Source organism: Micromonospora sp. NPDC002575 (assembly GCF_042889525.1).
Classification (GTDB): Bacteria; Actinomycetota; Actinomycetes; order Mycobacteriales; family Micromonosporaceae; genus Micromonospora; species Micromonospora carbonacea.
The window spans coordinates 178849-205738 of the sequence record NZ_JBIARA010000010.1 but is presented as its reverse complement, the minus strand read 5'-3'; the positions used below and the strand labels follow the sequence as shown (position 1 = coordinate 205738).

At 75.8% G+C, this 26890-nt stretch carries 32 protein-coding genes; 29 read left to right on the top strand and 3 right to left on the bottom strand.

From position 1 onward, the window contains the following. The first annotated feature begins 3 nt into the window (after positions 1–3). From murC to ACFYWL_RS17540, 16 genes are all read left to right on the top strand, one after another. Positions 4–1470, top strand: coding sequence for a UDP-N-acetylmuramate--L-alanine ligase (gene murC / locus ACFYWL_RS17615; RefSeq protein ID WP_386973660.1), 1467 nt, complete (start codon positions 4–6; stop codon positions 1468–1470). Positions 1471–1502: 32 nt separating this feature from the next. Further along, entirely contained in the window at positions 1503–2285 is a 783-nt protein-coding gene (locus ACFYWL_RS17610; protein ID WP_386973793.1) for a cell division protein FtsQ/DivIB, read from the top strand. A 297-nt stretch (positions 2286–2582) separates the two neighbouring features. Further along, complete coding sequence (gene ftsZ, locus ACFYWL_RS17605) at positions 2583–3695, top strand: cell division protein FtsZ (protein WP_043967306.1); 1113 nt, start codon at positions 2583–2585, stop codon at positions 3693–3695. A 9-nt stretch (positions 3696–3704) separates the two neighbouring features. Further along, positions 3705–4466, top strand: a complete 762-nt coding sequence (locus ACFYWL_RS17600) for a YggS family pyridoxal phosphate-dependent enzyme (protein WP_386973658.1) — start codon at positions 3705–3707, stop codon at positions 4464–4466. 191 nt (positions 4467–4657) lie between these two features. Then, positions 4658–5380 carry a cell division protein SepF gene (locus ACFYWL_RS17595; RefSeq protein WP_386973656.1) on the top strand — a complete coding sequence of 241 codons (723 nt, stop codon included), beginning with the start codon at positions 4658–4660 and terminating at the stop codon, positions 5378–5380. Between the two features lie 29 nt (positions 5381–5409). Next, positions 5410–5709 (top strand): YggT family protein, encoded by a 300-nt coding sequence (locus ACFYWL_RS17590; RefSeq protein WP_377586481.1) that lies wholly within the window; start codon positions 5410–5412, stop codon positions 5707–5709. A gap of 55 nt (positions 5710–5764) precedes the next feature. Then, entirely contained in the window at positions 5765–6568 is an 804-nt protein-coding gene (locus ACFYWL_RS17585) for a DivIVA domain-containing protein (protein ID WP_043967314.1), read from the top strand. A gap of 73 nt (positions 6569–6641) precedes the next feature. Continuing rightward, positions 6642–7259, top strand: coding sequence for a hypothetical protein (locus tag ACFYWL_RS17580; protein WP_386973653.1), 618 nt, complete (start codon positions 6642–6644; stop codon positions 7257–7259). Between the two features lie 7 nt (positions 7260–7266). Continuing rightward, positions 7267–7566 carry a DUF167 domain-containing protein gene (locus tag ACFYWL_RS17575; protein ID WP_386973650.1) on the top strand — a complete coding sequence of 100 codons (300 nt, stop codon included), beginning with the start codon at positions 7267–7269 and terminating at the stop codon, positions 7564–7566. Positions 7567–7588: 22 nt separating this feature from the next. Next, positions 7589–9094: a potassium/proton antiporter gene (locus ACFYWL_RS17570; RefSeq protein WP_386973647.1), complete on the top strand. Its 1506-nt coding sequence runs from the start codon at positions 7589–7591 to the stop codon at positions 9092–9094. A 223-nt stretch (positions 9095–9317) separates the two neighbouring features. Beyond that, positions 9318–9737 (top strand): TraR/DksA family transcriptional regulator, encoded by a 420-nt coding sequence (locus tag ACFYWL_RS17565; protein WP_043969309.1) that lies wholly within the window; start codon positions 9318–9320, stop codon positions 9735–9737. A 62-nt stretch (positions 9738–9799) separates the two neighbouring features. Beyond that, positions 9800–10408 (top strand): signal peptidase II, encoded by a 609-nt coding sequence (gene lspA, locus ACFYWL_RS17560; RefSeq protein ID WP_386973643.1) that lies wholly within the window; start codon positions 9800–9802, stop codon positions 10406–10408. After that, the gene (locus ACFYWL_RS17555; protein WP_386973641.1) at positions 10405–11349 is read left to right on the top strand and encodes an RluA family pseudouridine synthase; all 945 of its coding nucleotides are present in this window, start codon (positions 10405–10407) and stop codon (positions 11347–11349) included. The genes lspA and ACFYWL_RS17555 overlap by 4 nt, the downstream gene beginning before the upstream one ends. Before the next feature lie 4 nt (positions 11350–11353). Next, positions 11354–12262 (top strand): hypothetical protein, encoded by a 909-nt coding sequence (locus tag ACFYWL_RS17550; protein ID WP_386973639.1) that lies wholly within the window; start codon positions 11354–11356, stop codon positions 12260–12262. Positions 12263–12338: 76 nt separating this feature from the next. Further along, complete coding sequence (locus ACFYWL_RS17545; protein ID WP_386973637.1) at positions 12339–13979, top strand: AAA family ATPase; 1641 nt, start codon at positions 12339–12341, stop codon at positions 13977–13979. Positions 13980–14071: 92 nt separating this feature from the next. Further along, complete coding sequence (locus tag ACFYWL_RS17540) at positions 14072–14983, top strand: DUF2567 domain-containing protein (protein WP_386973634.1); 912 nt, start codon at positions 14072–14074, stop codon at positions 14981–14983. Here the strand turns inward: ACFYWL_RS17540 and ACFYWL_RS17535 are convergent. Next, positions 14898–15599 (bottom strand): LON peptidase substrate-binding domain-containing protein, encoded by a 702-nt coding sequence (locus tag ACFYWL_RS17535; RefSeq protein WP_386973632.1) that lies wholly within the window; start codon positions 15597–15599, stop codon positions 14898–14900. The genes ACFYWL_RS17540 and ACFYWL_RS17535 overlap by 86 nt on opposite strands. A 188-nt stretch (positions 15600–15787) precedes the next feature. Here ACFYWL_RS17535 and hisD point away from each other — a divergent pair, with 188 nt between their 5' ends. From hisD to hisF, 12 genes are all read left to right on the top strand, one after another. Next, positions 15788–17110: a histidinol dehydrogenase gene (gene hisD / locus ACFYWL_RS17530; protein ID WP_386973629.1), complete on the top strand. Its 1323-nt coding sequence runs from the start codon at positions 15788–15790 to the stop codon at positions 17108–17110. Beyond that, complete coding sequence (locus ACFYWL_RS17525; RefSeq protein WP_386973626.1) at positions 17107–18177, top strand: histidinol-phosphate transaminase; 1071 nt, start codon at positions 17107–17109, stop codon at positions 18175–18177. The genes hisD and ACFYWL_RS17525 overlap by 4 nt, the downstream gene beginning before the upstream one ends. Then, entirely contained in the window at positions 18177–18788 is a 612-nt protein-coding gene (hisB, locus tag ACFYWL_RS17520) for an imidazoleglycerol-phosphate dehydratase HisB (protein WP_074474440.1), read from the top strand. Before ACFYWL_RS17525 ends, hisB begins: the two co-directional genes overlap by 1 nt. A gap of 2 nt (positions 18789–18790) precedes the next feature. Continuing rightward, the gene (locus tag ACFYWL_RS17515; RefSeq protein WP_386973623.1) at positions 18791–18961 is read left to right on the top strand and encodes a hypothetical protein; all 171 of its coding nucleotides are present in this window, start codon (positions 18791–18793) and stop codon (positions 18959–18961) included. Continuing rightward, a complete protein-coding gene (hisH, locus tag ACFYWL_RS17510) occupies positions 18961–19605 on the top strand; it encodes an imidazole glycerol phosphate synthase subunit HisH (protein ID WP_386973620.1) in 645 nt (214 codons plus the stop codon). Before ACFYWL_RS17515 ends, hisH begins: the two co-directional genes overlap by 1 nt. A gap of 33 nt (positions 19606–19638) precedes the next feature. Beyond that, positions 19639–19962 carry a hypothetical protein gene (locus ACFYWL_RS17505; RefSeq protein ID WP_386973618.1) on the top strand — a complete coding sequence of 108 codons (324 nt, stop codon included), beginning with the start codon at positions 19639–19641 and terminating at the stop codon, positions 19960–19962. A 31-nt stretch (positions 19963–19993) separates the two neighbouring features. Then, positions 19994–20716 (top strand): bifunctional 1-(5-phosphoribosyl)-5-((5-phosphoribosylamino)methylideneamino)imidazole-4-carboxamide isomerase/phosphoribosylanthranilate isomerase PriA, encoded by a 723-nt coding sequence (priA, locus tag ACFYWL_RS17500; protein WP_386973615.1) that lies wholly within the window; start codon positions 19994–19996, stop codon positions 20714–20716. Next, entirely contained in the window at positions 20713–21102 is a 390-nt protein-coding gene (locus ACFYWL_RS17495) for a RidA family protein (protein ID WP_386973613.1), read from the top strand. Before priA ends, ACFYWL_RS17495 begins: the two co-directional genes overlap by 4 nt. 122 nt (positions 21103–21224) lie before the next feature. Then, entirely contained in the window at positions 21225–21671 is a 447-nt protein-coding gene (locus tag ACFYWL_RS17490) for a MarR family winged helix-turn-helix transcriptional regulator (protein WP_386973611.1), read from the top strand. Positions 21672–21676: 5 nt separating this feature from the next. Further along, the gene (locus tag ACFYWL_RS17485) at positions 21677–22108 is read left to right on the top strand and encodes an organic hydroperoxide resistance protein (RefSeq protein ID WP_386973791.1); all 432 of its coding nucleotides are present in this window, start codon (positions 21677–21679) and stop codon (positions 22106–22108) included. 83 nt (positions 22109–22191) lie between these two features. Beyond that, positions 22192–23190, top strand: coding sequence for an NADP-dependent oxidoreductase (locus ACFYWL_RS17480; RefSeq protein ID WP_386973609.1), 999 nt, complete (start codon positions 22192–22194; stop codon positions 23188–23190). A 150-nt stretch (positions 23191–23340) separates the two neighbouring features. Continuing rightward, positions 23341–24108, top strand: a complete 768-nt coding sequence (gene hisF, locus ACFYWL_RS17475) for an imidazole glycerol phosphate synthase subunit HisF (protein ID WP_386973606.1) — start codon at positions 23341–23343, stop codon at positions 24106–24108. A gap of 31 nt (positions 24109–24139) precedes the next feature. Here the strand turns inward: hisF and ACFYWL_RS17470 are convergent, their stop codons facing one another. Both ACFYWL_RS17470 and ACFYWL_RS17465 read right to left on the bottom strand, forming a co-directional pair. Beyond that, positions 24140–24601, bottom strand: a complete 462-nt coding sequence (locus tag ACFYWL_RS17470; protein ID WP_386973603.1) for a hypothetical protein — start codon at positions 24599–24601, stop codon at positions 24140–24142. Between the two features lie 58 nt (positions 24602–24659). Further along, positions 24660–25355: a YitT family protein gene (locus tag ACFYWL_RS17465; protein WP_386973600.1), complete on the bottom strand. Its 696-nt coding sequence runs from the start codon at positions 25353–25355 to the stop codon at positions 24660–24662. Positions 25356–25412: 57 nt separating this feature from the next. Between ACFYWL_RS17465 and ACFYWL_RS17460 the strand changes: the two genes are divergently transcribed. After that, complete coding sequence (locus tag ACFYWL_RS17460) at positions 25413–26870, top strand: PLP-dependent aminotransferase family protein (RefSeq protein WP_386973597.1); 1458 nt, start codon at positions 25413–25415, stop codon at positions 26868–26870. Positions 26871–26890 lie beyond the last annotated feature (20 nt).

The window sequence follows — 26890 nt, the reverse complement described above, 5'->3', positions numbered from 1 at the left end:
GTCATGAACACCGCGCAGTTCACCCCGGCCGGCACGCTGACCGCCGAGGACCTGGGCCGGATCCACCTGATCGGGGTCGGCGGCGTCGGCATGAGCGGGCTGGCCCGGCTGTTCCTCACCCGGGGCCTGCCGGTCTCCGGCAGCGAGCTGCGCGAGTGGCCGTCGCTGGCCGGGATGCGGGCGCTGGGCGGGACCATCCACATGACCCACGAGCCGTCCAACCTCGACGGCGTCGACACGGTCGTCTACTCCTCGGCGATCCCGCAGGACCACGTGGAGATGGCGGAGGCGCGGCGGCGCGGGCTGCGGGTGCTGCACCGCTCCGAGGCGCTCGCGGCGGCGATGACGGGCCGGCGCACGGTGGCGATCGCCGGCACCCACGGCAAGACCACCACCACCTCGATGGTGACGATGGTGCTCCAGCAGGCCGGCGCCGATCCGTCCTTCGTGATCGGTGGGGAGATCTCCGAGGTCGGCTCCGGGGCGCACCACGGCACGGGCGAGCACTTCGTGGTCGAGGCGGACGAGAGCGACCGCTCGTTCCTCATCTACCGCCCGTACGTCTCGGTGATCACCAACATCGAGGCCGACCACCTCAACACGTACGGGGACCTGGCCACGCTGGAGGCGGCGTTCGCCGAGTTCGCCCGGCTCACCGACCCCGACGGGTTCATCGTCACCTGCGCCGACGACCCGGGCGGGCGGCGGCTGGCGCAGACCCTGCGGGCCGAGGGCCGCCGGGTGCACACGTACGGCGAGGCGGCCGACGCCGACCTGCGGCTGAGCGAGGTCGTCTCCTCCGCGCAGGGGGTGCGCTACCTCGCCGAGGTCGACGGGCGCTCGCTGGGCGAGTTCCGGCTGCCGGTGCCGGGGCGGCACATGGGGCTCAACAGCGCGTCGGCGGTGCTCACCGCGTACCTGCTGGGGTTGCCCGTCGAGGCGGCGGAGGCCGCGCTCGCGGCGTTTCCCGGGGTGCGGCGGCGCTTCGAGCGCAAGGGCGTCGCCGACGGGGTGCTGGTCTACGACGAGTACGCCTACCACCCGACCTCGATGACGCTGGCGATGCGGACGCTGCGCGAGGTGGCCGGCGAGGGCCGGCTGATCGTGGTGTTCCAGCCCTACCGGCTCTACCGGACCAGGGACCTGCAGGCGGAGATCGCCGCCGCCCTGGCCATCGCCGACGAGCTGGTGCTGCTGGAGGTCTTCGGCCCCGGCGAGCTGCGCCAGCCGGGGGAGGGCGCGGTGGCGCTGCTCGCGGCGGTGGCGCTGCCGGAGGACCGGAAGGTGTTCGTCGAGGCGTGGGACGACGTGCCGGCCGAGGTGGCCCGCCGGGCGCGTCCGGGCGACGTGGTGGTGACGATGGGCGCCCCACCGATCTCGCTGATGGGCGACGAGCTGCTGGCGGCCCTGTCGGTCCGCGCCGGTGACGCCGCCGGCGGTGCGGGCGGCTCGGCGGCCACCGCCGGATGAGCCCCGGTCCGGCGCGCGGCCGCACGGCCGGGGTGGACCCGGGCGGCGGCCGGCGGGGGCCGGTGCGGCGCTGGCAGTTGGTGCGGGCCGGCTCGGACGCGGTGCCGCCGTCGACCCGGCGGTTCATGGCCCGGGCGCGGCAGCGCCGGATGCGCGCGGCGCTGCCCTGGGCGGTGACCGCCGGGGTGCTGGCCCTGGCCGCCCTGGTGGCCTGGACGGTGCTCGGCACCGGGCTGCTCGGGGTGCGCGAGGTGCGGGTGGAGGGCGCGGAGCTGGTCTCCGCGGTGGAGGTCCGCGAGGCCGCCGCGGTGCCGGACGACCAGCCGCTGGCGCGGGTCGACCTGGCCGCCGTCGCCCGGCGGATCGGCGCCCTCCCCCCGGTGGAGCGGGCGACGGTCACCCGGGACTGGCCGGGCGCGCTGGTGGTGCGGGTGGTGGAGCGCACGCCGGTGGCGGTGGTGCCGCAGGACGGGCGGTTCGCCGTGGTCGACGGGTCCGGGGTGGTGTTCCAGTCGGTGTCCCGGCAGCCGGACGGCCTGCCGGTGGTGCGGGTCGGCCGGCCGGGGCCGGCGGATCCGGGCACCCTGGCCGGGCTGGAGGTGCTGGGCGCGCTGACCCCGGAGCTGCGCGGGCAGCTCGTGGAGGTCGGCGTCGAAGGGCTGGCCCGGATCAGCCTGCGGCTGCGCGGCGACCGGACCGTCGTCTGGGGGGACACCACCCGGGGGGCGGACAAGGCCCGGGTCGCCACGGCCCTGCTCGGTCGGAAGGCCGACACGATCGACGTGAGCGCGCCGGACGTGGTCACCTTCAGGTGACCGGCGGGTCAGCGGCCCGCCCGTGGTGGCCGCCCGCGAGGCGGGCCGGCCGGCGGCGCGGGCCGAAAGATGAGGCATGGCCCTCTCCGGCGGCGACACGCCGGGCGGGTCCTTGGCTCCGGGCGTGGGGCCGCTTACGTTGCCCCGAAGAGGATCAGTAGTTGACATAACAGTAAGCCTCTAGTAGAGGGTGAGGGTTCACCTCTCGCCCTCGTTGGGGGCCCGGCCGTGTCGGCGCTGGTCTGGCCAAGCCGTGTGGGGTCGGCCCATGCCAATCTCGAAGGGAAAGGACCGGAGATGACACCTCCGCACAACTACCTGGCGGTCATCAAGGTCGTCGGCATCGGGGGCGGCGGCGTCAACGCCGTCAACCGGATGATCGAGGTTGGGCTCAAGGGCGTCGAGTTCATCGCGATCAACACCGACGCGCAGGCGCTGCTGATGAGCGACGCCGACGTCAAGCTGGACGTGGGGCGCGAGCTGACCCGAGGGCTCGGCGCGGGCGCCAACCCCGACGTCGGCAAGAACGCCGCGGAGGACCACCGCGACGAGATCGAGGAGGTGCTCAAGGGCGCCGACATGGTCTTCGTGACCTGCGGCGAGGGCGGCGGCACCGGCACCGGCGGCGCGCCGGTGGTGGCGAACATCGCCCGCAAGCTCGGCGCGCTGACCATCGGCGTGGTCACCCGGCCGTTCTCGTTCGAGGGCAAGCGCCGTCAGGTGCAGGCCGAGGCGGGGATAGACGAGCTGCGCAACCAGTGCGACACGCTGATCGTCATCCCCAACGACCGGCTGCTGGCGCTCGGTGACCGCAACATCAGCATGATGGACGCGTTCCGCACGGCCGACCAGGTGCTCCTCTCCGGTGTCCAGGGCATCACCGACCTGATCACCACCCCGGGTCTGATCAACCTGGACTTCGCCGACGTCAAGAGCGTGATGAGCGGCGCGGGCAGCGCGCTGATGGGCATCGGCAGCGCCCGGGGCGAGAACCGCGCGGTCGAGGCGGCGGAGGCGGCCATCTCCAGCCCGCTGCTGGAGCAGAGCATGGACGGCGCACGCGGGGTGCTGCTCTCCATCGCCGGCGGCTCCGACCTCGGCCTTTTCGAGATCAACGACGCGGCGCAGCTGGTCACCGACGCGGCCCACCCGGACGCCAACATCATCTTCGGCGCGGTCATCGACGACGCCCTCGGCGACGAGGTGCGGGTCACCGTGATCGCCGCCGGGTTCGACGGCGGGACGCCGGCCTACAAGCCGGAGCCGAGCCGCAAGAGCAACCAGAACCAGCCGGCCCAGCCGACCACGCCGACGCCGCCCCCGGCCACGATGCCGGCGCCGTCCCAGTCGCCGCGGCGGGTGCTCTTCGACGACGTGGACGTGCCGGACTTCCTCAAGAACGGATCCTGACGGCCGGAGATGACCGACGTGAACCCGACGGTGCGCCCGGGCCCGGGGCGCCCCGACCGCCGGGCCGAGCTGGCAGCCGGGCTGGCCCGGGTCCGGTCCCGCATCGCCGACGCCTGCGCGGCGGCGGGGCGGGACCGCGCCGAGGTCACCATGGTCGCGGTGACCAAGACCTACCCGGCCTCCGACGTGCTGGCCCTGGCCGGGCTCGGCGTGGTCGACATGGGGGAGAACCGGGACCAGGAGGCCGCCGGCAAGGCCGCCGAGGTGGCCGCCGCGGGGGCGACGCCCCGCTGGCACTTCATCGGGCAGCTGCAGCGCAACAAGTGCCGGTCGGTGGTCCGCTACGCCGACGTCGTCCAGTCGGTCGACAGCGTCCGGCTGGCCCGGGCGCTCGACGCCGCGGCCCTGGCGGGCCGGGACCGGCCCGTCGACGTGCTGGTGCAGGTCAGCATCGACGCCGACCCGGCCCGGGGCGGGGCGCTGCCGGGCTCGGCCGACGCGGACGTCGGGCTCGGCCCGGTGGCCGAGGCGGTGGCCGGCGCGGCGGGGCTGCGGCTGGCCGGGCTGATGGCGGTGGCGCCGCTGGGCTGGGAGCCGCAGCGGGCGTTCGCCCGGCTCGCGGAGGTGGCGCAGGCGTTCCGCGCGGCCCATCCGGGGGCGGTCGTGCTCTCTGCCGGGATGAGCGGGGACCTGGAGGCGGCAATCCGACACGGCGCGACACATGTCCGCGTCGGCAGCGCGTTGCTCGGAATGCGTTCCACGCTGCGGTAGCCTGACCCGCGAGAGAAGCAAATTACATCAGTGTTGTTTCAGGAGCGGCGTCCCGTCGTCAGGGGGCGCGGCCCGCGACCGCGAATCGTGGGCCGGGGGATTGCTGTTCCGGTCCGGTGGGCAGGTTGTCCACTCGCGAGAAGCGACACGGCACGGGGGCGCGTGCCGCACGGCGGACGGAAGGGCGCGGGATGGGTGCACTGCGCAAGGCGGGGGTCTGGCTCGGTCTGGTCGAGGAGGACGACGAGCGGGCGTACGACGACGGTGGCTACGACAAGGGTGGCTACCGCGAGTCGTCGCGCTACCGGCAGGGCCGGTACGCCGAGGAGTTCGCCGACGACGACGATGACGATGCCGACGAGCCGCCGGCGCCGCGGCCCCGGGCCGGCGAGCGGGGGCGGCTGACCGAGCGTTCCGCCACCCGTTCGCTGGAGTCCGACCGGGACCGGGCGGATTCCGACCGGCCGGAGCGCGCCGAGCGGGTCGAGCGCCCCGACCGGTCCAGCGTCCGGTCGATCACCCGCAGCTCCGGCGGGGAGGGCTCCGGCGCGCTGACCTACCACACCCGCGACAACCTCGCCCTGGCCCCGCAGGCCCAGCCGCGCGAGCGGGTGGCCCCGGTGGAGGAGGAGCAGCGTTACCAGATCACCACGCTGCACCCCACCACCTACCGGGAGGCCCGCACGATCGGGGAGCACTTCCGCGACGGCGTCCCGGTGATCATCAACCTCACCGAGATGGACGAGGCCGATGCCCGCCGGTTGGTCGACTTCGCCGCCGGGCTGGCCTTCGGGCTGCGCGGTACGATCGAGCGCGTGACCAACCGGGTGTTCCTGCTCTCACCGGCCAACGTCCAGGTCACCGCGGAGGACAAGGCCAAGATCGCTGAGGGCGGGTTCTTCAGCCTGAGTTAGCCCCGCCCGACCGAGGGACGTCGCCTGCTGTGTTGTCGATCCTGCTGCAAGTGCTGTACCTGATCCTGTATGTCTTCCTGATCGTTCTTCTGGCCCGGTTTGTCCTCAGCGCGGTCCTCGCCTACGGGCGTCGCTGGCAGCCCGGCCGGGGAGCGACGGTGGGGCTGGAATCCGTGTGGAGCGTCACTGATCCGCCTCTCAAGGCGTTGAGGCGTGTGATCCCTCCGCTGCGAATTGGTACCGTGAGCATCGACCTGGCCTCCCTTGTGCTCCTGGTTATCCTGTTCGTGCTGATGGAGTTCGTGTTGAAGCGGCTGATCCTCGGGTGATGCAGACCCGCAGGTCCAGCCCGCTACGCGGCCGCAACTGACCCGAGGAGTTTCGATGCCGCTGACCCCGGCCGACGTTCACAACGTCGCCTTCAAAAAGCCGCCGATCGGCAAGCGGGGGTACGACGAGGAGGAGGTCGACGCCTTCCTGGACGAGGTCGAGCGCGAGCTCGCCCGTCTGATCGAGGAGAACAACGAGCTGCGCGCCCAGGTGGAGCGCGGCGGTCGCGGCGGTGCCCCCGCCGGTCCAGGCGGCGACGCCCGGCTCGCCGCGGAGCTCAACGACGTCAAGGCCCAGCTCGACCGGGTGCAGCGCGACAAGGTGGCCGCCGAGCAGGCTGCCCGGGCGATGCAGGCCGAGCTGGAGCAGGTCCGCGCCCAGGGCGGCCCGGCCGTGGCCGGCGACGGCGAGCAGCAGGCGCTGCGGGTGCTGATGATGGCCCAGCGCACCGCCGACGACCACGTCTCCGACGCCCGTCGCGAGGCCGACCAACTGCTCTCCGAGGCCCGTTCCAAGGCCGAGGAGGTCACCCGCGAGGCGCGCGCCAAGGCCGACGCCCTGGAGCGCGACGCCCGCCAGCGGCACCAGGAGGCCATGGGCGGCCTGGACGCCAAGCGCACCGCGCTGCAGAAGCACATCGAGGAGCTCAAGCAGTTCGAGCGGGAGTACCGCACCCGGCTCAAGGCCTACCTGGAGAGCCAGCTGCGCGACCTCGACGGCCGTGGCCAGGGCCTGGAGGCCGAGATGACCCGGGCCGAGGGCGGCCGGGCCGTCGGGGGCAGCAACGGCCTCGCGGCCGCCGGCCTCGCCGGCTCGTACGGCGGCGGGCGCTCCGGCGCGCTGGAGTCCGGCCGCTGATCTTCGGTGTGGCGGCCGTCGTGGGGACGGCTGCCGACCGTGCCACCTGAATCCGATGCGGCGGGGGTGAGCCGTGCTAGTCGCAAGCCTGTTGCTCATCCTCGTCGCGGTCGTGCTCCTGGTGGTCGGCCTCACCGGTGGCTCCAGCGGGCTGCTGGCCGCGTCCATCGCGGCCAGCCTGCTGGCCGCCGTCGCGTTGGTGGTGGGTGCCCGCCAGGCGGCCGCCACCCGGGCGGCAGCCGCGCGGGTCGACCCCGACCCGTCCGGGGAGCGCCGGCCCCCGGCGGGCCGCGCCCCGTGGGACGCGGCCGAGCCCCCGGCCGGTCCGGACATTCCGGCCCAGCGCGTTTCGTCCACGCTCGACGCCGACGACCCCGGGTGGCGGCAACCGCCCGGGTCGCCGGCCGCCGACGCGGACCTGCCCGCCGACGCGGCGGGCGAGACCCTCTCGCTCCCGGACGAGCCGCCCGCGCTGCGGGTGTCCCCGGCCGACGCGGCGCTGGTCGCCGCGCTCGACGCGGAGGTCCAGGTGGTGGACGGCCGGCCCCGCTACCACCTGTCCGACTGTCTCCACCTCTACGGCCGCGAGGCGGAGCCGCTGCCGGTGGGCGAGGCGGTGCGGCTGGGCTTCACCCCGTGCGCCCGCTGCGCGCCGGACGACGTCCTCCTCGCCGACGCCCAGCCGCTCTGACCGCCCGATGGACGACACGCTCACCGTCGCCGTACGGGTCAAGCCGGGTGCCGCCCGCGCCCGCGTCGGCGGCCGGCACGACGGCCCGCACGGGCCGGCGCTGGTGATCGCCGTGAACGCCCCGCCGGTGGACGGCCGGGCCACCGAGGCGGCCCGCCGGGCCCTCGCCGACGCGCTCGGCGTCCGGCCGGCGGCCGTCGCGCTGCGGGCGGGGGCGGCGAGCCGCGACAAGCTCTTCGCGGTGGAACGCCCGACGCCGGGGTTGGCGGAGACGCTGCGCCGACTGCGTGACGGGGCCGGCCGGTGACGGCTGGCCGCACCGGGGCGGCATGACCCCCGGGTTCGATCTCGCACTGCTGCTCGGCGCCGGGGTGTTGCTGGTGGCGGTCGGCGCGGTCCGCTTCTCCACCCGCCTCGGCGTGCCCAGCCTCCTGGTCTACCTGGCGCTCGGGGTGGCCATCGGCGAGTCCGGGCTGGGCATCCGCTTCGACGACGTCGACCTGACCCGCACCCTCGGCTTCTGCGCCCTGATCGTGATCATCGCCGAGGGCGGGCTGACCGCCCGGTGGAGCACCCTGCGCCCGGTGCTCGGCCTCGCCTCGGCGCTGTCCACCGTCGGCGTGCTGGTGAGCATCCTGGTGGTCGGCCTGGCGGTGCACCTGCTGCTCGGGCTGGACTGGCGGCTGGCGATGCTCTATGGCGCGGTGCTCTCGTCCACCGACGCCGCCGCCGTCTTCGCCACCCTGCGCCGGCTGCGCCTGCCGCCCCGGCTGGTCGCCACGCTGGAGGCGGAGTCGGGCATGAACGACGCCCCGGTGGTGCTGCTGGTGGTGCTGCTGTCCCGTGCGGCCACCGAGGCCGGCCACCCCTGGTGGTACGAGGTGCTGCTGCTCGGCTACGAGCTGAGCGCGGGCGCGGCCGTCGGGGTGGGCGCGGGGCTGGCCGGCCGGGCGGCGCTGCGCCGGGCGGCGTTGCCCTCGGCGGGGCTGTACCCGATCGCGGTGGTCGGCTTCACCGTGCTCGCGTACGCCGCCGGGGCGGTGCTGCACGCGTCGGGCTTCCTCGCCGTGTACGTGGCGGGGGTGCTGCTGGGCAACGCCCGGCTGCCGCACCGGCAGGCGATCCTCGGCTTCGCCGACGGGCTGGCCTGGCTGGCCCAGATCGGCCTGTTCGTGCTGCTCGGGCTGCTGGTCTCGCCGGGCCGGCTGGAGGCGGCGGTGCTGCCGGCGGTCGTCGCCGGGCTGGCGCTGCTGCTGCTGGCCCGGCCGCTGTCGGTGGCGGTGTCGGCCACCCCGTTCCGCATCGGCCCGCGCGAGCAGGCGTTCCTGTCCTGGGCGGGGCTGCGCGGGGCGGTGCCGATCGTGCTGGCGACCATCCCGCTGTCGGAGCGGGTGCCGGGGGCGGAGCGGCTCTTCGATGCGGTCTTCGTGCTGGTGGTGATCTTCACGGTGCTCCAGGCGGGCACGCTCGCCCCGGCCGCGCGCCGGCTGCGGGTGACCGCTCCGGCCGAGCCGGCGGAGATCCGGGTGGAGACCGCGCCGCTGGAACGGATGCGGGCCGACCTGCTCCAACTGGAGGTGCCGCCGGGCTCGCGGCTGGGCGGGGTGCACGTGGACGAGCTGCGGCTGCCGGTGGGCGCGTCGGTGACCCTGGTGCTGCGCGACGGGGTGGGCTTCGTGCCCGGCCCGGACACCCGGCTGAAGGCGGGCGACAGCCTGCTGATCGTGGCCACCGCCGGGGTGCGGGACGCGGCCGAGCGGCGGCTGCGGGCGGTCAGCCGCCGGGGCCGCCTGGCGCGGTGGTTTGGCGAGTACGGCGACGACCGCGACGACTGATCTGCTAGCGTTCGTTTTGCCCATTTGAGGGCTTTTCGAGGCGGATTAGCGGTGCGGCGGTGCGGCACGTTGTCGGACGCCTGTACGTTCCGTATTCTTGCCAACCTCCGGAGTGCGCGGCGGTCCTCGCCGCGCGCCCGTTTTGTTACCTGGGGGCGCCAGGCCGGTGACCCCTGTCCAGAGGCCGCGGCACGCCGCGGTCCCGTGGCGCGAGGGAGTGACGATGGTGAAGCCAGCCGACACCAGGACCGCCGGGCGCAAGCCGGTGGCCAGGACCACCCGCAGCGCCGCGGAGACCGAGAAGATCCGGGCGGCGCTGGCGGCCCGCCGCGACGAGCTGAGCGCCGAGTACGATCAGACGCTGAGCGAGATCACCGAGCTGCAGCGCGACCGGCTGACCGACTCGGCCGGGGACGACCAGGCCGACACCGGCACCAAGACGTTCGAGCGGGAGCAGGAGATCTCACTCGCCAACAGCATCCGGGAACGGATCACGCAGGTCGAGCGGGCCCTGGAGCGGCTCGACGAGGGCGGCTACGGCTGGTGCGAGAAGTGTGGCGACCCGATCCCGGTGGAGCGGCTCGCCGCCTTCCCGTCGGCGACCCTCTGCGTGAAGTGCAAGCAGCTGGAGGAGCGGCGCTGACCTCGCTCCCCGGCCGGTCAGGGCGGTGAGCGATCACCGCCGGGAGCGTCGATGGGGAGCAGATGACGGCTACACCGCCCGCTGGAACCGAGACCGGCACCGCCGAGCCGGGCGGGGGCAGGGCCCGACGCCGGGCGATCGTGATCCTCGCCGGCGTCGGCCTGTTCGCCTTCCTGGCCGACCTGCTCACCAAGCACCTCGCGTTGCAGGCGCTCAGCGACCGGGAGCCGGTGAAGCTGCTCGGTGGCGCGGTCTACCTCAGCCTCACCCGCAACAGCGGGGCGGCGTGGAGCATCGGCAGCGACCACACCTGGGTCTTCCCGCTGATCACCATCGCCGTGATCGGTTGGATCGGCTGGATGGCGCTGCGGCTGCGTTCGGTGCCGTGGGCGGTCTCGCTCGGCCTGGTGCTGGGCGGCGCGCTGGGCAACCTGGCCGACCGGATCTTCCGCGCGCCCGGCCACTTCGTCGGGCACGTGGTCGACATGATCAGCCTCTTCGACCCGTACGGGCAGGTGTGGCCGGTGTTCAACCTGGCCGACAGCGCGCTGGTCTGCGGCGTGGTGCTCGCCGTGTTCCTGGAGCTGACCGGCCGCCAGCGCGACGGGTCCCGGCTCGGCCGGGACAAGCCCGCCGCCGACGCCCCCGTCGAGCAGCGGGAGCGGGCGTGACGGCCGCGTTCGCCGCCGGCGGCGACCACCGTTCCCTGCCGGTCCCCGACGGCCTGGACGGGATGCGGCTCGACCAGGCCGTGGCCCGGCTGTTCGGGCTCTCCCGCACCGCCGCCGCGAACCTGGTCGACGCCGGGGACGCGCTTGTCGACGGCGTCGCCCGGCCCAACTCGCACAAGGTCAAGGCCGGCTCCTGGCTGGAGGTGACGCTGCCCGCCCCGGCCGCCCCGCCGACCGTGGTGCCGCAGGCGGTGCCGGGCCTGCGGGTCGTGTACGCCGACGACGACATCGTGGTGGTGGACAAGCCGGTCGGCGTCGCCGCCCATCCCAGCCCCGGCTGGACCGGGCCGACCGTGATCGGCGGGCTGGCCGGGATCGGGCACCGCATCTCCACCAGCGGCGCGGCCGAGCGGCAGGGCGTGGTGCACCGGCTCGACGTGGGCACCACCGGGATCATGGTGGTCGCCAAGAGCGAGCAGGCGTACACGGCGCTCAAGCGGGCGTTCAAGCACCGCGAGGTGGAGAAGCGCTACCACGCCGTGGTGCAGGGGCACCCCGACCCGTCGCGCGGCACCATCGACGCCCCGATCGACCGGCACCCGCACCACGACTACCGGTGGGCGGTGGTCTCCGGCGGCAAGCCGAGCATCACCCACTACGACACGCTGGAGGCGTTCCCGGCGGCGAGCCTGCTCGACGTCCGGCTGGAGACCGGCCGCACCCACCAGATCCGGGTGCACTTCTCCTCGCTGCGCCACCCCTGCGTGGGCGACGTCACCTACGGCGCGGACCCGACCCTGTCGGCCCGGCTCGGGCTGGCCCGGCAGTGGCTGCACGCCCGGTCGCTGAGCTTCCTGCACCCCCGCACCGGCGACGAGGTGACCTTCGTGAGCGACTATCCCGACGACCTGGACCGGGCGCTGCGGGTCCTCCGCGACTGACCCGGTGACCAGCCGAGCCCCCGGACGGCCGGACCGCCCCGCGCCGGCCCGGCGTCGGCCCCGCGCGCTCACCGTCGCCGCGCTGCTGTCGGTGGCGACGGTGCTGGTGGCGGCCGGCTGGGCGGGCCGCCACGACCGGCCGGCAGGCGACCGCACGGTGGGCGAGGTGACCCGGGTCGGTGTGCTGCCCGGCGCGTCGATTCCGGAGTACCTGCGGGCCGCCGCCGCCGAGCTCGCGGCCCTGCCGTCCGGCGGGCCGCCGCCCGGCACGTACGCGCTGGTGTCGTTCGCGGACTATCTCGCGCCGGACCGGCTGGCCGACGTCCTCGCCGGGGCCGCGGTGGCCGAGGTGGTGGCGCGGGCGCCGCTGCCCGGCCGGCAGACCGAGATCGTCCGGCTGCCGGCCCAGCGGCTCCCGCAGGACGTGGTGGCGGGGATGGCCGCGGTGGCGGGGCGCAAGGACCGCGAGGCCGCCGACCAGCGGGCCCGGGCCGCCGCCGCCGACGACGCCGAGCTGCGCCGGGCGTACGAGACCGGGGCGCTGGTCGCGGCGGGCGAGGCGGCGGCGTACCGGTCGGGGTGCCGCTGCGCCTACGCCGCCGTCGTGCGGGCCGCGCCGGACGCGCTGCGGGCCCTGGCCGCCCGGCCCGGGGTGCGCGCCGTCGACCCGGCCCCGGAGCTGCGCCGGCTCGACCGCACGGTGGTGACGCCGCCGCTGCCCGAGCAGCGCGACGTGGCCCGCCCGCCGGCCGACGCCGGCCCGACGCCGGTGGTGGGCGAAACGTCGGAAGCGGCACGGGCGGCGACGGAGCCCTCACCGAACGTCAGCCGGGTCGGATCGGCTGCGGCCCCGTCCGGCGTCGCGACCTCCCCGGACGCGTCCGGGAGCGGCCGAACGGCGGGGCAGAAGTGACAAAGCCGAATCAGGATGTGCGCGGACCGGTGTGGTCCGAATAGGGTTTCGTTCGTAGCCTGTCAGGCGGAGATCGATGGCGCTGGGAGGGCGAGCCTTGGACGGCACGGAGACCAGCTGGGGTCGCCCGGCCGAACCAGCACCGCGGTGGCGGGCGCTGCTCGACCGGGCCCGGCTCGGCGGTCGCACCGCGGAGCAGGCCGAGGCCGACCGCCACGCCGAGGACACGCCCCGCGCGACGCCCGAGCCGCTGCCCCGGCGCGGGTCCGGCAACGGCTACGCCGGGCGGGCGGCGGCGATCGGCCCGCCGGGCGAGCAGCCGTACGCCGCGGAGCCCGGCTATCCGGCCGAGCCGGCGCGCGGCGGCTACCGGGCGGGGGCGAGCTACCGGGTGGACCCGGCCCACCGGATCGACCCGGCGTACCAGCCGGAGCCGCCGGGCTACCAACCGGAGCCGCCGGGCTACCAACCGGAGCCCTCGGGCTACCAGCCGGACCACGCGGGCTACCCGGCCGCCCCGCTGGGCTACCAGCCCGAGCCTTCCGGCTACCAGCCCGAGCCGGGCTATCCGGCCGAGCCGTCGTGGCGGTCCGGCCCTGGTCGCCCCGACCCGGAGCCGGTGCGCCGCGCCGACCCGCCGCCGCCCGCCCAGTCCCGCTACTCACTGCTCGACGGCGGCGGCTACCGCCCCGAGCCCCCGCCCGTCGAGTCGCGCTACTCGCTGCTGGACAGCGGCGGCTACCGCCCCGAGCCGGCCTACCAGCCGCCCCCGGCCGACCCGGTCTACCGGGCCGAGGTGGCCTACCCGCCCGTCGCCGAGCCGGTCTACCAGCCGCCGCCCGGGCCGCCCGCGGTGGTCGAGCGGGGCTACCCGGCCCGCATCGAGTGGCGGGCGCAGAGCGCCGAGAGCGAGCTGGAACGCGCCGCCAATGTGCTCCGCCGCGACCTGGGCACACCCCGGGTGCTCGCCTTCGCCAACCCCAAGGGCGGGGTGCACAAGACCACCGCCACCGTGCTGGCCGCCGCCACCGTCGGCAGCGTACGCGGCCGGGGCGTGCTCGCCTGGGACGACAACGAGCTGCGCGGCACCCTCGGGCTGCGGGCCGGCAGCGCCCGGCACGCCCGGACGATCCGGCACCTGATCCACGACCTCGCCCAGATCGAGATCCTGGAGGGCTCCACCCTGCTGGGCAGCCTCGACGACTACCTGCGGCACGCCGCCGACGGCTCGTACGACGTGCTGGCCGGGGAGGAGAGCCCGCGGTTCGCCCAGCGGCTCGACCAGTTCACCGTCAAGCGGGTGCTGGAGCTGCTGCGGCGCACCCACGACGTGGTCTGCGTGGACACCGGCAACAACGTGGAGAGCCCCAACTGGCGCACGGTGATGCAGGCCGCCGACCAGCTCGTGGTGACCACCGTGCCCCGGGAGGACGCCGCGTTCAGCGCCGACTGGATGCTCGACCTGCTGCACGAGGTCGGCATGGGCGAGCTGGCCGACAACGCCGTCACCCTGATCTCCTGCCCGACGCCGGGCCGCTCGCCGTTGCAGACCGACCTGGAGCGGCACTTCGCCACCCGCACCCGGGCGGTGACCGTGGTGCCGTACGACCCGGCGCTGGAGACCGGTTCCTCGATCGAATACCACCAGCTCCAGCCGGAGACCCGGCAGGCGTGGCTGCGCGCGGCGTCGGTCATGCTGGAGCCCTTCGCCCGCTGAGCCGGCCGCGATCACGGGCCGCTGCGGCGGCCGAGCCGGCTGCGGCGGCACCGACGCCCCCGGGGACGCCCCCGGTCTGTAAGGATCATCGGGTGAGCCCGGACACCTCCGACGCCGACCGCCCCGAGTCCCGTCCCGACCCGGCCGCCGGGCCGGGTGACGAGCCGCCCGTCGACCCGGTCCCCGACCCGGCCGCCGGGCCGGGTGACGGGCCCCCGGCCGAGCCGGTCCACCAGCCGCCCGGCGGTCCGTTCGCCCGGCCGCCCCAGCACCCGTTCGGCGCGCCGCCGGCCGGGCCGGTCCCGGCCGATCCGACCCCGCCCGAGCGCCGGCCGGGCCGGGTGGCCGGGGTGGCGCTGGGCGTGGCGGCCCTGGTGACCGCGCTGGGCGTCCCGCTGGGGCTGCTCTGGGCGGCCGTCGCCCCCGACACCCCGGTGGTCAAGACCGCCGAGGGCGCCGTCTACGCCCAGCCGCAGCCGGAGCAGCCGATCGCCGCCGACGGCTGGTTCAGCCTGCTCGGGCTCGGCTTCGGCGTGCTCGCCGCGCTGGCCCTGTGGGTGCTGTTGCGTCGGCGGCGCGGCCCCGTCGGGCTGCTCGCCGGGGCGGCCGGCGGCCTCGGCGCGGCGCTGGTGGCCTGGCAGGTCGGCCGGCGGGTGGGCCTGTCGGCGTACGAGCGGCTGCTGGCGTCCGCGCCGGACGGGCAGGCGTTCACCAAGCCCGCCGACCTGCGCGCCGGCGGCCTGCACCGGCTGTTCGACGTGCTGCCCCTGCCGTACGGCAACCTGCTGCTGCCGGCGTTCGGCGTGGCCGTGACGTACACCCTGCTGGCCGGCTGGTCCCGCTGGCCGTCGCTGCGCCCGGAGCCCGAGCCCGACCTGTCCTGGGTCTACGCCGCCCCGCCCGCCACCGGGCCGCAGGTCAGTTCGGGGCCGGCGGACTCGCCAGCTCCGACAGCGGCACCGGAACCGCCCGCACCTGGCGCAGCAGGGTCGCCTCGCGATTGAGCAGCCGCAGCTCGGCGCGGAGCCGGGCGGCGGTGCCGTCGACCGCGAGCAGCCGCTGCCGGTCGTCGACGGTCAGCATGGCGGTCGCGGCGACCAGGTGGGACAGCACCGTCGGGTCCTCCGGAAGCTGCTCGGAGATGTCCTCCGGGTCGGGGCGGATCAGCCCGAGATACTGCCGGAAGACCGAGATCACCCGGGCCGCGAGCAGGTCGGCGGCCTCGTCGGGGCCGCCCGGCTCGGGCAGCCACTGCACCTCGGCCGTCAGGTAGGGCTCGGCGGTCTCGTCGAGCCGCGCGACGCGGAACCGCCGCCGCCCCACGGTGACGATGTCGAACCCGCCGTCGGCCAGCTCGGTCACCTGCCGCAGCTCGGCGGTGCAGCCGACCTCGTGCAGCGTGACCCCGCCGACCCCGGGGACGGGCCGCCCCGGCGTGCCGGGGGCCACCTCCCAGCCGGCCCGGATGGCCACCACGCCGAACTCGCGGGGGACGCCCTCGGGCAGGCCCGTGAGGTGGCGCACCAGGGCCCGGTAGCGCTCCTCGAAGATGTGCAGCGGCAGCACCAGGCCGGGGAAGAGCACCGTCCCGAGGGGGAAGATCGGCAACCGTGCAGTCACGGGATCGAGCCTAGCCCGCCCGCGCCGTCCCGGCGGGGCCCGTCCCGCCCCGGAGGACCCGCCGGCCCCCGGCGGGGCCGCCCCCGGGGCGTTCCCCCGCCCGCCCGGTGGCCGGCGTGGCTCCGCTCACCGTCCCGCCGTGCGGGCGGCGCGGGCCGCCGCCGGCCCGGCCGCCTAGACTCGCAGGCGTGTTGAATCGGATCGACCTGCGCGGCGGCGTCCGTGACCCCCGCCGCCTGCTGCCCCGTGCCCAGCTCGACGTCTCCGTGGCGGTCGAGCGGATCCGCCCCCTCGTGGAGGCGGTCCGCGAGCATGGGTACCCGGCGATCCGCGAGGCCAGCGAGCGCTTCGACGGGGTCTCGCCGGAGCGGCTGCGGGTGCCGGCCGAGGCGATCGCCGAGGCCGAGGGGACGCTCGACCCGCAGGTCCGCGCGGCCCTGCTGGAGTCGATCAGCCGGGCCCGCCGGGTCCACGCCGACCAGCGCCGCGTCGACCACACCACCCGGGTGGCGTCCGGCGGCACCGTCACCGAGCGCTGGGTGCCGGTCGACCGGGTCGGCCTCTACGTCCCCGGCGGCCTGGCGATGTACCCGTCGACCGTGGTGATGAACGTGGTCCCCGCGCAGGCGGCCGGCGTCCGGTCGCTGGTCGTGGCCAGCCCGCCGCAGCAGGAGAACGGCGGCCTGCCCGACGCCCGGGTCCTCGCGGCCTGCGCGCTGCTCGGCGTCGACGAGGTCTACGCCGTCGGCGGCGCGCAGGCGGTGGCGATGCTGGCCTACGGCGCGACGGTCGACCCCGACGGCGAGCAGCGCTGCGACCCGGTCGACATGATCACCGGCCCGGGCAACATCTGGGTGACCGCCGCGAAGCGGCTGCTGCGCGGCGTGGTCGGCATCGACGCCGAGGCCGGCCCCACCGAGATCGCGATCCTCGCCGACGACACCGCCGACCCGGCGCACGTCGCCGCCGACCTGGTCAGCCAGGCCGAGCACGACCCCCTCGCGGCCAGCGTGCTGGTCACCTGCTCGGTCGCGCTGGCCGACGCGGTCGAGGCCGAGCTGGCCCGGCAGGTGCCGGCGACCAAGCACGCCGACCGGGTCACCACCGCGCTGACCGGCGAGCAGAGCGGCGTGGTGCTGGTCGACGACCTGGAGGACGGCCTGCGGGTGGTCGACGCGTACGCCGCCGAGCACCTGGAGATCCAGACCGAGAACGCCCGCGAGTGGGCGCTGCGGGTCCGCAACGCCGGGGCGATCTTCGTCGGCGCGTGGTCGCCGGTGTCCCTCGGCGACTACTGCGCCGGCTCCAACCACGTGCTGCCCACCGGCGGCTGCGCCCGGCACTCCTCCGGCCTGTCCGTGCAGTCCTTCCTGCGCGGCATCCACCTGGTGGAATACACGCGCGACGCGCTGCGCGAGGTGGCCGGGCACGTGGTGACCCTGGCCGGCGTCGAGGACCTGCCGGCCCACGGCCAGGCGGTCGCCGTCCGCTTCCCGGGGGAGGCCCGGTGACGACGCTGGACGAGCTGCCGATCCGCGACGACCTGCGGGGCCTGACGCCCTACGGGGCCCCGCAGCTCGACGTGCCGGTGCGGCTGAACACCAACGAGAACTCCTACCCGGTGCCCGAGGCGGTGGCCGACGCGATCGGCAAGGCCCTCGCCGCCGAGCTGCGCGACCTCAACCGCTACCCCGACCGCGACGCCGTGGCGCTGCGCGCCGACCTGGCGGCCTACCTGGGGCACGGGCTCACCGTCGAGCAGGTGTGGGCGGCCAACGGCTCCAACGAGATCCAGCAGCAGCTCCTGCAGGCGTTCGGCGGCCCGGGGCGCACGGCGCTCGGCTTCACGCCGGCGTACTCGATGCACCCGCTGCTGGCGCTCGGCGCCGGCACCCGGTGGGTGCCGGCGCAGCGCGGGGCCGACTTCGGGCTGACCGCCGACGAGGCGGTGGCCCAGGTCCGCGCGCACCGCCCCGACGTGGTGTTCCTCTGCTCGCCGAACAACCCGACGGGCACGGCGCTGGACCCGGCGGTGGTCGCCGCCGTGCTCGACGCCGCGCCCGGCATGGTGGTGGTCGACGAGGCGTACGCCGAGTTCGCCCGCCCCGGCACGGTCAGCGCCCTCGCGGTGCTGCCCGGCCACCCGAGGCTGGTGGTGACCCGCACGATGAGCAAGGCGTTCGGCTTCGCCGGCGGCCGGCTGGGCTACCTCGCGGCCGACCCGGCGGTGGTGGCGGCGGTGCAGCTCGTGCGGCTGCCCTACCACCTGTCGGCGCTCACCCAGGCCGCCGCCCGCGCGGCCCTGGCGCACCGCGACGCCCTGCTGGCCACGGTCGAGGCGATCATGGGGCAGCGGGACCGGATCGTCGCCGAGCTGCGCGCCCGGGGCCTGCGGGTCGCCGACAGCGACGCCAACTTCGTCCTGTTCCAGGTGGGCGGCGACCAGGCGGTGGCCTGGCGCGCCCTGCTGGAGCAGGGGGTGCTCGTGCGCGACGTCGGGCTGCCCGGCTGGCTGCGGGTCACCGCCGGCACCCCCGCCGAGACCGACGCCTTCCTCACCGCGATGGAGAGTTTGTGATGAGCCGCACCGCCCGGGTCGAGCGGATCACCAAGGAGACCAAGGTGCTCGTCGAGATCGACCTCGACGGCGCCGGCCGGGCCGAGATCGGCACCGGGGTCGGCTTCTACGACCACATGCTGCACCAGATCGCCCGGCACGGCGGCTTCGACCTGACCGTGCGCACCGTCGGCGACCTGGAGATCGACGCCCACCACACGATGGAGGACACGGCGCTCGCCCTGGGCGCCGCGTTCGACCAGGCGCTGGGCGACAAGGCCGGCATCCGGCGGTACGGCTCGGCCACCGTCCCCATGGACGAGGTGCTGGTCCGGGCCGCCGTCGACCTGTCCGGCCGCCCGTACGTGGTGCACGACGAGCCGGCGCTGGCCCCGTACATCGGGCCGGTCTACCCGACCAGCATGACCCGGCACATCTGGGAGTCCTTCGGCCAGGCGGCCCGGATCACCCTGCACGTGGACGTGCTGCGCGCGGCCCGCCCCGGCGGCCACCCCGACGCCCACCACGTGGTGGAGGCCCAGTTCAAGGCGGTCTCCCGCGCCCTGCGCGAGGCCACCGCGCTCGACCCCCGGTCGGCCGGCGCGATCCCCAGCACGAAGGGCGCGCTGTAGCCGTGGGCGGGGTGCTGCCGACCCTGCTGTTGATCCTCGCCGGGGTGCTGGTCGGCGGGGCGGTCTCGCTGCACCGCCAGGGCGCGACGCGCGGCGCGGTGGTGGTCACCGCGCTGCTCGCGGTGCTGGCCACGGCCGGCGGGGTGCTCTGGCTGCTGCCCGGGGAGGGCTGATGGGCGATCGGACCAAGCGGGTCGTGGTGCTCGACTACGGCTCGGGCAACCTGCGTTCGGCCGAGCGTGCCCTGGCGCGCACCGGCGCCGACGTCACCGTCACCGCCGACCTGGCCGCCGCCGCCGACGCGGACGGCCTGGTGGTGCCGGGCGTGGGCGCGTACGCCGCCTGCATGGCCGGGATCGAGGCGCTCGGCGCGGGCCCGGTCATCGCCGAGCGGGTCGCCGCCGGCCGGCCGGTGCTGGGCATCTGCGTGGGCATGCAGGTGCTCTTCGAGCACGGCGACGAGCACGGGGTGGTCACCAAGGGGCTCGGGCTGCTGCCGGGCGGGGTGACGCGGCTGCCCGCCGCCCGGCTGCCGCACATGGGCTGGAACACGGTGCGGCCCCCGGCGTCGTCGGTGCTCTTCGCGGGCCTGCCCGCCGACAGCCGCTTCTACTTCGTCCACTCCTACGGGGTGGTGGACGCGGGCGCGCTGGCGGCGTCGGGGGCGGCGGTGACCACCGCCCACCACGAGGCGGACTTCGTGGCGGCGGTGGAGCGGGGCGCGCTCTCGGCCGCCCAGTTCCACCCGGAGAAGTCGGCCGACACCGGCGCGGCGCTGCTGCGCAACTGGCTCGGCACCGTGCCCGCCGGTGGCTGAGCCGGGCCGGGGCGTCGGGCCGGGGGGAGCGGCGTGAGCAAGGAGCGGGCCCGCCGCCGGGAGGCCCGCGAGGCCCAGTTGGAGCGGGAGCGGGCCGCGCGCCGCCGCCGGGTGGCGCGCCGGGAGCGCCGCCGCGCCGTGGTACGCCGGCTGACGCCCCGCTGGCCGCGTCGCCGCACCGGCCGGCTGGCCCGGCACTCGCGGGGCGAGCGGGCGGCGATCGTCGGCCTGACCGGCGTGGCGCTGGTCGCCATCTGGAGTTTCGTCGACGACCTGGCGCTGCGGGTGGTGCTTGTCGTGTTGTTGCTGCTGGTGCTGCCGGCGGCCGTGGTGATCGCACTGGGCCGCCGGTCCTGACGCGCACGTTATCGATCCGAGGAGAAGAGCGTTGAGCCTCACCCTGTTGCCCGCCGTGGACGTCGCCGACGGCCAGGCCGTCCGGCTCGTGCAGGGCGCCGCCGGCAGCGAGACCGCCTACGGCGACCCCCTGGAGGCGGCGCTGGCCTGGCAGCGCGACGGCGCGGAGTGGATCCACCTGGTCGACCTGGACGCCGCGTTCGGCCGGGGCTCCAACGCCGCGCTGCTGGCCGACGTGGTCGGCCGGCTGGACGTGAAGGTGGAGCTGTCCGGCGGGATCCGCGACGACGCGTCGCTGCGGGCCGCCCTGGGCACCGGCGCGGCGCGGGTCAACATCGGCACCGCCGCGCTGGAGGACCCGCAGTGGTGCGACCGGGTCTGCGGCGAGTACGGCGACCGCGTCGCCATCGGCCTGGACGTGCGGGGCCGTACCCTCTCGGCGCGGGGCTGGACCCGCGACGGCGGCGACCTGTACGAGGTGCTGGAGCGGCTCGACAAGGCGGGCGCCTCCCGCTACGTGGTGACCGACATCACCAAGGACGGCACGATGCGCGGGCCGAACCTGGACCTGCTGCGCGAGGTCTGCTCCCGCACCGACGCCCCGGTGATCGCCTCGGGCGGCGTCTCGACGCTGGACGACCTGCGCGCCCTGGCCACCCTTGAGCCGGTCGGCGTGGAGGGCGTGATCGCCGGCAAGGCGCTGTACGCCGGCGCGTTCACCGTGCGGCAGGCCCTCGACGTGCTCGCCGCGTGACCGTCACCCGGCTGGGCTCGGGCGGCCCCTGGGAGGCGCGGTACGGCTACTCCCGGGTCGTCCGGGCCGGCGACCGGGCCGTCACGGCTGGCTGCACGGCGACGGTCGACGGCCGGGTGGCGCACGTGGGGGACGCCGCCGCGCAGACCGCGCAGGCGCTGCGGATCGGCCTGGCGGCCCTCGCGGAGGTCGGCGCGGGGCCCGGCGACGTGGTGCGCACCCGCATGTACGTGACGGACCGCGCGTACGCCGACGAGGTGGGCCTGGCTCACAACGCGGTGTTCGGGGCGGTCCGGCCGGTGGCGACCCTGGTCGTGGTGGCCGCCCTGCTCGACCCCGAGCACCTGGTCGAGGTGGAGCTGGAGGCGTACCTCGGCGACCGCTGACCCGGCGCGCCCCGCCGCCCGGGTGCCGGGCCGGCGGCGGCGGGCCGGCCGGCGGCGGTGAGCCGGGGCACAGTGCGGCCAATTGAATTGTGCACAACTTAGTTGCGCGCTACGTTTTTCCCGTGACCGACGATCTGGTGCTGGGACGGCAGGTGTGCTTCGCGCTCTACGCCGCGTCGCGCGCCCTCACCGACGTCTACCGGCCGATCCTCGACGAGTTCGGGCTGACCTACCCGCAATACCTGGTGCTGCTGGTGCTCTGGGGGCGCGGCGACGATGCGCCCACCGTCTCCGAGCTCGGCGCCGCCCTGCGGCTGGACTCCGGCACGCTCTCCCCGCTGCTCAAGCGGCTGGAGGCCGCCGGGGTGCTGGTCCGGTCGCGGTCGGCGGCCGACGAGCGGCGGGTCGAGGTGCGCCTCACCGACGCCGGCCGCGCGCTGCGCGAGCGGATGTGCGGGGTGCCGCCGCGGGTGGCGCTGGCCACCGGGCTCACCGAGGCCGAGCTGATCGGGCTGCGCGACACCCTCAACCGGGTCACCGAGACGATCCACCGACAGAAGGAGAAGTGACCGCCATGCAGGTCCTCTACACCGCCAACGCCCGCGCCACCGGCGACGGCCGCGACGGCCACGTCCGCACCTCCGACGGCACCTTCGAGCTGGACCTCGCGATCCCGAAGGAGATGGGCGGCGCGGGCGGCGCGGCGAACCCGGAGCAGCTCTTCGCCGCCGGCTACGCCGCCTGCTTCCACTCCGCGCTGCGCGTGGTGGCCCGGCGGGCCAAGGCCGACGTGACCGGCTCGGTCGTCGAGGCCGAGGTGGGCATCGGCGGAGACGGCAGCGGCGGCTTCGGCCTGACCGTCGCCCTCGTGGTGGACCTGCCGGCCGTGCACCGCGCCGGCGCCGAGCAGCTCGTCGAGCAGGCCCACCGGGTCTGCCCCTACTCGAACGCGACCCGGGGCAACGTCGAGGTCGCCCTCACCGTCCGCGAGGCCCTCGCCGCCTGAGCCGTGGCGCGGCGTCGGCGCACCCGCGCGCCCCGACCCGCCCGGCGCAGCCCCGACCAGCCTCCGAGAGGACGACCCACACCGTGACCGTCAACCGTGAGATCCACCTCGCCTCCCGCCCGCAGGGGTGGCCGACCGCCGACAACTTCCGGCTCGTCGAGACCGAGGTGCCCACCCCGGGCCCCGGCCAGCTCGTGGTCCGCAACCAGTTCATGTCCGTCGACCCGTACATGCGGGGGCGGATGAACGACGTCAAGTCGTACGTGCCGCCGTTCGCCCTCGACGCCCCGCTCGACGGCGGCGCGGTCGGCGAGGTGGTGGCCGGGGAGGGCAACGGGATCGTCCCCGGCGACACCGTCCTGCACGGCCTCGGCTGGCGGGAGTACGCGCTGCTCGACGCCAAGGGCGCCCGCAAGGTCGACCCGTCCCTGGCCCCGGTGAGCGCCTACCTGGGCGTGCTCGGCATGACCGGGCTGACCGCGTACGCCGGCCTGCTCGACGTGGCCGCCATGCAGCCCGGGGAGAGCGTCTTCGTCTCCGGCGCGGCCGGCGCGGTGGGCAGCATGGTCGGCCAGATCGCCAAGCTGAAGGGCGCCGCCCGGGTGGTCGGCAGCGCCGGCTCGCCGGCCAAGGTCGAGCGGCTGCGGGCGCTCGGCTTCGACGCCGCGTTCGACTACCACGACGGCCCCGTGGCCGACCAGCTGAAGGCCGCCGCCCCGAACGGGATCGACGTCTACTTCGACAACGTCGGCGGCGAGCACCTGGAGGCCGCGATCGGCGCGCTGCGGCTGCACGGCCGGGCGGCCGTCTGCGGCATGATCGCCCAGTACAACGCCACCGAGCCGCCGGCCGCGCCGCGCAACCTGGCGCTGCTCATCGGCAAGCGGCTCACCCTGCGCGGCTTCCTCGTCGGCGACCACGGCCACCTGCGCGACCAGTTCGTCGAGGAGGTCGCCGGCTGGCTGCGCGAGGGCAGGCTCTCGTACGACGAGACGGTCGTCGACGGCATCGCCGCCGCCCCGGAGGCGTTCCTCGGCCTGCTGCGCGGCGACAACCTCGGCAAGATGCTGGTGCGCCTGTAAGGAAGGGCACCTTGTTAACGCTTTCGGTATAGGAAGGGCCCCCTGCTAACAGGAGCGGAGTCGCGTCGCGCGCCCGCCCCGGTGGCCCGGTGGTCGGCCTCACGTCGGCGGCCGGCGGGGCGGGCGGGCCGGGGCGATAGGCTTCGCGGCATGACGGTGGCGGTGCGGGTGATCCCGTGTCTCGACGTGGACGCCGGGCGGGTGGTCAAGGGGGTCAACTTCCTCGACCTGCGCGACGCCGGCGACCCGGTGGAGCTGGCGGCGGCGTACGACCGGGCGGGCGCGGACGAGTTGACCTTCCTGGACGTGACCGCCTCCTCCAGCGACCGGGGCACCATGCTCGACGTGGTGCGGCGCACCGCCGAGTCGGTCTTCATCCCGCTCACCGTCGGCGGCGGCGTGCGGCAGGTCGCCGACGTCGACACGCTGCTGCGGGCCGGCGCCGACAAGGTCGGGGTGAACACCGCGGCCATCGCCCGCCCCGAGCTGATCGCCGAGATCGCCGACCGGTTCGGCCGGCAGGTGCTGGTGCTCTCCCTCGACGTGCGCCGGGCGTCGGCTGGCGTCACCGCGAGCGGCTTCGAGGTCACCACCCACGGCGGTCGCCGGGGCACCGGGCTCGACGCCGTCGAGTGGGCGCGGCGCGTCGCCGAGCTGGGCGCGGGGGAGATCCTGCTCAACTCGATGGACGCCGACGGCACGAAGGCCGGCTTCGACCTGGAGCTGATCGGCGCGGTCCGGGCCGTCGTCGACGTGCCGGTGGTGGCCAGCGGCGGCGCGGGCGAGGTGGCCCACTTCCCGCCGGCCATCGCCGCCGGGGCCGACGCGGTGCTCGCCGCCAGCGTCTTCCACTTCGGCGAGCTGACCGTCGCCGAGGTCAAGGCCGCCCTGCGCGGCTCGGGCCACCCCGTGCGCTGACCCGCCCGCGCCGGCCCTCGTGCGGGGGCGCTCAGTGCCGCCCGGAGTGGCCCTCCGGCGAGCGGCGCGGGGCCGGGATCGAGCGGACGGCGTATTCCTGCACGGCGGCGGCGTGCTCGTCCTCGGGGAGCGTCCAGTCGGCGCTGCCCGGGGCGTGTCGCCGGCTCAGCACGCCCTGCACCGTGTCGACGGCCGTGGCCAGGCCGGCGCTCGGGCGGGAGCGCCACAGCCGCTCCCCGTCGGGGGTGAGCCGGAACCAGCCGTCGGTCACGCTCACCAGGCCGGCGCCGACGAGCCGGCGGACCGCGGTCTCCACCTCGTGCCGCTCGGGGATGGCGTGGTTGAGGTGGTCGGCTGTGGAGAGCACGTCAGCGAGCCGGACGCCCTCGGGGCGTCGGGTGGACGCCGACCTGCGGTGCCGGCCGGCACCGTTGGCGATCACCAACGAAACGAAGATCCAGGCGTCGGTCCAGCGCCATCCGCTCTCCCCCATGCAGGAATGATGCCGTGCGTCGCCGCCGGAGGAAACACCCACTTTTCCGGTGGGGGCATCACCGCAGCTCAGCGCGGTCGCCCGGGCACGGACCGGCGGGACGTGGCCCGGCGACCTTCACCTCGACCGGCCCCGCCCCGCCCGGCTGCGCCTCGACGGTGAACAGGGGCAGGAACAGTTGGGCCAGCGGCCCGATGGCGAGGGCGTACGCGACGGTGCCGACGCCGACGGTGCCGCCGAGCAGCCAGCCGAGGGCCAGCACGGTGACCTCGATGACGGTGCGGACCAGCCGGATCGACCGTCCGGGGTGGCGCGCCACGTACCCGGTCATCAGGCCGTCGCGGGGGCCCGGGCCGAGCCGCGCGCCCAGGTAGAGGGCGGTGGCGGCGCCGTTGGCGACGATCCCGGCGACCAGCAGCGCCGCCCGCGCCGGCAGCGGGGCGCCGCTGGGCAGCAGGGCCAGGGTGGCGTCGACCACGAGGCCGATCACCACCACGTTGCTGACCGTGCCGAGGCCCGGGCGCTGCCGCAGCGGCACCCACAGCAGCAGCACGAGCGCGCCGACGGCGATGGTGACGGTGCCGAACGACAGCCCGGTCCGCCGGGCGACGCCCTGGTGGAAGACGTCCCACGGGTCGAGGCCGAGGCCGGAGCGGATCATCAGCGCCATGCTGACGCCGTAGAGGGCCAGCCCCGCGTAGAGCTGGACCAGCCGCCGGACGGGCCGGTGCCGCAGATTGCCAATTGCCAACATGCATGCCACCCTAGGTGCCAATCAGGCGGTGGGGAGAGCCAATATCGGGAGGGTGGCATGACGAGTCAGGTGCGTGGGGCGCAATTGGCTCGGCTCCTCGGGCAGTGGCACGCGCTGCCGGGCCGCCGGCGCAGCCCGGACTACGCCGCGCTCGCGGGCGCCGTGCGGGGCCTGCTCGCCGACGGCCGCCTGCCCCTGGGGGTACGCCTGCCGGCCGAGCGGGAGCTGGCCGAGGCGCTGCGGATCAGCCGGACCACGGTGACCGCCGCGTACCGGCAGTTGCGGGAGAGCGGCCACCTGGCCAGCCGCCGGGGGGCGGGCAGCTGGACGATGCTCCCGGGCACCCACCGGGTCGCCAGCACCGGCCTGTGGACCCCGCTGGACGACCGCGACATGATCGACCTCGGGGTGGCCGCGCTCGCCGCCCCGCCGCAGCTGCTGCCCGCCGCCCGGGCCGCCGCCGAGGACCTCCCCCGCTACCTGGGCGGGGCCGGCTACCACCCGACCGGCGTCATCGAGCTGCGCGAGGCGGTCGCCGCCGGCTACACGGCGCGGGGCCTGCCCACCTCGCCCGACCAGATCATGGTCACCAGCGGCACCCAGCACGCGCTGGACCTGGTGCTGCGGCTGGCCCTGGCCCCCGGGGGCAACGTCCTGGTCGAGTCGCCGACGTACCCGAACGCCCTCGCGGCCCTGGCCGGCCGCCGGGCCCGGATCGCCACCCACGGGCTGGCCGCCGACGCCGCCGGCTGGGACGCCGACCTGTTGCTGGGCAGCCTGCGCCAGGGGCGGCCGAAGCTGGCGTACCTGATCCCCGACTTCCAGAACCCGACCGGGCACCTGATGCCGGCCGAGCTGCGCGAACGGGTGGTCGCCGCGGCCCACGCCGCCGGCGCCGACCTGGTGATCGACGAGTCGTTCGTGGACCTGCCGCTGGACGGCACCGAGCTGCCGCCGCCCGTGGCCACGTTCGACCGGCACTCCCGGGTGATCTCTATTGGCGGGATGAGCAAACCCTACTGGGGCGGCCTGCGCATCGGCTGGGTCCGCGCGTCCGCCCCGCAGGTGCAGCGGCTCGCCGCCGCCCGGGTCGGGGTGGACATGGCCAGCCCGGTGCTCGACCAGCTCGTCGCGGTCCACCTGCTCGCCGACGCGCCGGCCATCGTGACCGCCCGCCGCGCCCAGCTCGCCGCCCAGCGCGACGCCCTGACCGACGCGCTCGCGCGCCGCCTGCCCGACTGGCGGGTCACCCCGCCGCGCGGCGGGGTGACGCTCTGGGTGGAGCTGGACGGGCCGATCTCCAGCGCGCTGGCCCGCGCCGCCGAGGAGGTCGGCGTACGGCTGGCGCCCGGCCCCCGGTTCGGCCTGGACGGCACCCTCGAACGCTTCCTGCGGCTGCCGTTCACGCTGCCCGCCGCGGACCTGGCGGAGGCCGTCGGCCGGCTCGCGGCGGTCCGCTACGACCTGGACCGCGCCGGCCGCCCGCGTTGGCAGGAGCCGGCGGTCATCGCCTGACCCGGCCGGCCGCGCGGCAC

Coding starts and splice junctions, on each gene's coding strand:
- ACFYWL_RS17595 (WP_386973656.1), top strand. CDS start 4,658: ATGGGTGCACTGCGCAAGGCGGGGGTCTGGCTCGGTCTGGTCGAGGAG.
- ACFYWL_RS17460 (WP_386973597.1), top strand. CDS start 25,413: ATGACGAGTCAGGTGCGTGGGGCGCAATTGGCTCGGCTCCTCGGGCAG.
- ACFYWL_RS17470 (WP_386973603.1), bottom strand. CDS start 24,601: ATGGGGGAGAGCGGATGGCGCTGGACCGACGCCTGGATCTTCGTTTCG.
- lspA (WP_386973643.1), top strand. CDS start 9,800: ATGACGGCTACACCGCCCGCTGGAACCGAGACCGGCACCGCCGAGCCG.
- ACFYWL_RS17545 (WP_386973637.1), top strand. CDS start 12,339: ATGGCGCTGGGAGGGCGAGCCTTGGACGGCACGGAGACCAGCTGGGGT.
- ACFYWL_RS17585 (WP_043967314.1), top strand. CDS start 5,765: ATGCCGCTGACCCCGGCCGACGTTCACAACGTCGCCTTCAAAAAGCCG.
- murC (WP_386973660.1), top strand. CDS start 4: ATGAACACCGCGCAGTTCACCCCGGCCGGCACGCTGACCGCCGAGGAC.
- hisH (WP_386973620.1), top strand. CDS start 18,961: ATGGGCGATCGGACCAAGCGGGTCGTGGTGCTCGACTACGGCTCGGGC.
- ACFYWL_RS17465 (WP_386973600.1), bottom strand. CDS start 25,355: ATGTTGGCAATTGGCAATCTGCGGCACCGGCCCGTCCGGCGGCTGGTC.
- hisB (WP_074474440.1), top strand. CDS start 18,177: ATGAGCCGCACCGCCCGGGTCGAGCGGATCACCAAGGAGACCAAGGTG.
- hisF (WP_386973606.1), top strand. CDS start 23,341: ATGACGGTGGCGGTGCGGGTGATCCCGTGTCTCGACGTGGACGCCGGG.
- ACFYWL_RS17575 (WP_386973650.1), top strand. CDS start 7,267: ATGGACGACACGCTCACCGTCGCCGTACGGGTCAAGCCGGGTGCCGCC.
- ACFYWL_RS17600 (WP_386973658.1), top strand. CDS start 3,705: ATGACCGACGTGAACCCGACGGTGCGCCCGGGCCCGGGGCGCCCCGAC.
- ACFYWL_RS17565 (WP_043969309.1), top strand. CDS start 9,318: ATGGTGAAGCCAGCCGACACCAGGACCGCCGGGCGCAAGCCGGTGGCC.
- ftsZ (WP_043967306.1), top strand. CDS start 2,583: ATGACACCTCCGCACAACTACCTGGCGGTCATCAAGGTCGTCGGCATC.
- ACFYWL_RS17485 (WP_386973791.1), top strand. CDS start 21,677: ATGCAGGTCCTCTACACCGCCAACGCCCGCGCCACCGGCGACGGCCGC.
- ACFYWL_RS17570 (WP_386973647.1), top strand. CDS start 7,589: ATGACCCCCGGGTTCGATCTCGCACTGCTGCTCGGCGCCGGGGTGTTG.